The organism is Kitasatospora sp. MY 5-36 (assembly GCF_001182915.1).
Lineage (GTDB): Bacteria > Actinomycetota > Actinomycetes > Streptomycetales > Streptomycetaceae > Kitasatospora.
On sequence record NZ_LFVW01000576.1, the window covers coordinates 1 to 2,891 of the forward strand.

A 2,891-nucleotide genomic window follows, 5' to 3' on the forward strand; every position below is an offset into this window, starting at 1 on the left:
GGCCTTCAGCCCGCGCCTGGCCCGCGCCGGGCCCGCGCTCAGCCGAGGTCGCCCAGGGGGCGGCGGTAGGCGAGGGCGGGGCGGTCGGCGAGGAGGAACCGGTGGCTGAGCGTGAAGCCGTTGCGGGCGAGGACGGCCTGGGAGGCGGGGTTGTCGACGGTGGTGACGGCGGTCAGGACGGTCAGGCCGTAGGCGGTGGCCGCGAGGCGGCAGGCCTCGGCGACGGCGGCCTTCGCGACGCCGCGGCCGGCGGCCGACTCGGCGATCCGGTAGCCGAGTTCGGCGCTGCCGTCGGCGAGGTCGACGAGGTTGGCGCGGCCGACCAGCCCGCCGGCCGCGTCGAGCACCACGTGGAACCGGCAGGTGCCCTCGGCCTGTTCGGCGAGGAGGGCGGCGTGGCGGTCCGCGAAGCCGGCGAAGTAGGCGTCGCCGCGGTCCGGGATGCTGCGGGCGAAGTACGCGCGGTTGGCGCGTTCGAAGGCCAGCAGGGCCTCGGCGTGGTCGGGGCGCAGGGGTTCCAGGGTGATCATTGCGCCAGTCTGGCCCGCAGCGCCCCGGTGAACCACCGGAATACCCCGGTGAGGCTCTCCGGGACGGGCCAGCCGTTGATGACCGCCAGCAGCTGCCAGTAGCGCTCGGCGCGCGGGTCGTCGGCGCTCTCCAGGCGGTCGAGCAGCCAGCGCCGCAACCCGGCGTCGTCGGGGCGGCCGAAGGTCTCGGCGTAGGCGGCGGTGAGGGCGTCGAGGACGGGGTCGGCCGCGGGGGAGGCGGGGTCGGTGCCGGCGGCCAGCGCCGCACCGACCAGGGACCGTACGGTCTCGGTGAGCGCGTGGTGCAGCCCGCCGCGGTCGCCCTCGGCCCGTTCGGCGGCCTGCTGTTCGGCCATCCGCCGGACGGCCGCGCGGAAGTCCGGGTCCTGGACGAGTTCACCGAGTTCGACCCAGGCCTCGACCTGCTCCGCCCTTGGCTCGTCCGGCAGTTCGGGCATGGCGGAGCGCATCATGGCGACGAACTCGGGGTTGGCGTCCAGGCCGCCGAAGGCCTCGTCGACGAAGTCGTGGACCAGGCGCCGGCGTTCGGCGTCGGAGAGTTTGGCGAGCTTGTGCATGAGTCCCATCTCCTCGGGTGTGGAAGCGCGTTGGGCGACGGCGAGCAGCACCGCCCGGCGCAGCCGGAGGGTGCGGATCTGCACCTCCAGCGCCTCGGCGTGTGCGGCGGCCACCTCGTGCAGCGGGGCCTCCCGTTCCAGCACCCGGCGGATCGCGGGCAGGTCGAGCCCGAGTTCGCGCAGGGTGCGGACGAGGTCCAGCCGGGCGAGGGCGTGCACGTCGTACAGCCGGTAGCCGGCGGCGCTGCGCCCGGTGGGCGGGACGAGGCCGGTGTCGGCGTAGAACCGGATGGTCTTGACGGTGAGTCCGGTGCGCCGGGCGAGGTCGCCGATCGGGTAGAGCGTTTCGCTGCCGTCCATGGGGACCACTCTGGACTCTCCCCTTACCGGAGACGCAAGCCCGCGGCCCTCTAAGGTCGTGGCCATGAACGACACTGACAACGGGGCCTCGATCCGCGTGCTGCTCGCCGAGGACCAGGGGATGGTCCGGGAGGCGCTGGCCGCGCTGCTCGGGCTGGAGGGGGACATCGACGTCGTCGCGCAGGTCGGCCGCGGGGACGAGGTGGTGGCGGCGGTGCTCGCGAACGACGTGCAGGTCGCCGTGCTGGACATCGAGATGCCGGGGATGACGGGCATCGAGGCGGCCGCCGAGCTGCGCGACCGGGCGCCCCGGACCAAGGTGGTCATCGCGACGACCTTCGGCCGGCCCGGCTACCTGCGCCGGGCGATGGAGTCGGGCGCGGACGCGTTCCTGGTGAAGGACGCGCCGGCCGCCGAGCTGGCGGAGGCGATCCGCCGGGTGCTGCGCGGCGAGCGGGTGATCGACCCGGCGCTGGCCGCCGCCGCGCTGGCCGAGGGCGCCAACCCGCTGACCCCGCGCGAGCGGGACGTGCTGGGCGCGGCGGCCGACGGCGCGGTGAACGCGGACATCGCCCGGCGGCTGCACCTGTCCGAGGGGACGGTGCGCAACTACCTGTCGATGGCGATCCAGAAGACCGAGGCCCGCAACCGCACCGAGGCGGTCCGGATCGCCCGGGAGAAGGGCTGGCTGTAGGGCCCGTCTTCAAGCCCCCGGCGTCGGCCCGCAGACGGGGGTCAGTTGAGCCGGTGCCGGGCCGCCCGGGCCTCCTGCCGGACCTTGGCGGCGGTGTCCGGGTCGAAGGCGTCGAGGATCTGCGCGTAGGCGTCCATCTCCGCCGAGCCGCCGAGGAAGTCCCCGGTGCGGACGAGGAGTTCGGCCCGTTCCAGGCGCAGCTGGGCGGGGTGCCGGGGCAGCAGCAGGGCGAGTTCGGTGGCCCAGAGCTGGGTGCGGGCGTGCTCGGGGCGGTCGGCGGCCCAGAGCCGGATGTTGCCGAGCACCCGCAGCACGACCTCCAGCGGCTGGGCCGGGGTGAGCAGGGCGGGGGTGAACTCCGCCCCGGCGGCGGCGACCAGCCGTTCGACGTCCGCCGGGTCGAGCAGCCGCCCGCCGTGGAACGGGTCGGCCAGGACGTAGTCCTCGCCGCCGGCCGGGCCGCCCACCGCGACGATGAAGTGGCCGGGCAGCGCGATGCCGTGGACGGTCAGCCCGGCCCGCCGGCCGACCGCCATCCACACCAGGGAGAGCGTGATCGGCAGCCCGCGCCGGCGCCGCAGCACCTCGGGCAGCAGCGAGGACTCCAGCCGCCGGTAGTCCGACTGCCGCCCGTGGAAGCGCTCCCGCCCGCCGAGCACCGCGGCGAGCAGGGCGGCGGTCTCCTCCGGCCCGGTCGGCGCCCGCTCGGCGACGGCCGTCCGGACCGCC

General features: G+C 75.6%; 4 protein-coding genes. 1 reads left to right on the forward strand and 3 read right to left on the reverse strand.

Annotated elements, in window-relative coordinates:
• Nucleotides 1-38: 38 nt before the first annotated feature.
• Both AE652_RS30540 and AE652_RS30545 read right to left on the reverse strand, forming a co-directional pair.
• On the reverse strand, nt 39-530 hold the full coding sequence (locus AE652_RS30540; protein ID WP_049657353.1) for a GNAT family N-acetyltransferase: 492 nt from the start codon (nt 528-530) through the stop codon (nt 39-41).
• Nucleotides 527-1,468: a MerR family transcriptional regulator gene (locus tag AE652_RS30545; RefSeq protein ID WP_049657355.1), complete on the reverse strand. Its 942-nt coding sequence runs from the start codon at nt 1,466-1,468 to the stop codon at nt 527-529. Before AE652_RS30545 ends, AE652_RS30540 begins: the two co-directional genes overlap by 4 nt.
• Nucleotides 1,469-1,532: 64 nt before the next feature.
• Between AE652_RS30545 and AE652_RS30550 the strand changes: the two genes are divergently transcribed.
• On the forward strand, nt 1,533-2,162 hold the full coding sequence (locus tag AE652_RS30550) for a response regulator transcription factor (RefSeq protein WP_049657358.1): 630 nt from the start codon (nt 1,533-1,535) through the stop codon (nt 2,160-2,162).
• Nucleotides 2,163-2,203: 41 nt separating this feature from the next.
• On the opposite strand, the gene AE652_RS30555 is transcribed toward AE652_RS30550, so the two are convergent.
• On the reverse strand, nt 2,204-2,891 hold a 688-nt coding region (locus AE652_RS30555; RefSeq protein WP_049657359.1), incomplete at its 5' end, for a transglutaminase-like domain-containing protein.

What these genes read in the sequence shown, in the direction of transcription:
- AE652_RS30540 (WP_049657353.1), bottom strand. Translation starts at nt 530, where the DNA reads ATGATCACCCTGGAACCCCTGCGCCCCGACCACGCCGAGGCCCTGCTG.
- AE652_RS30545 (WP_049657355.1), bottom strand. Translation starts at nt 1,468, where the DNA reads ATGGACGGCAGCGAAACGCTCTACCCGATCGGCGACCTCGCCCGGCGC.
- AE652_RS30550 (WP_049657358.1), top strand. Translation starts at nt 1,533, where the DNA reads ATGAACGACACTGACAACGGGGCCTCGATCCGCGTGCTGCTCGCCGAG.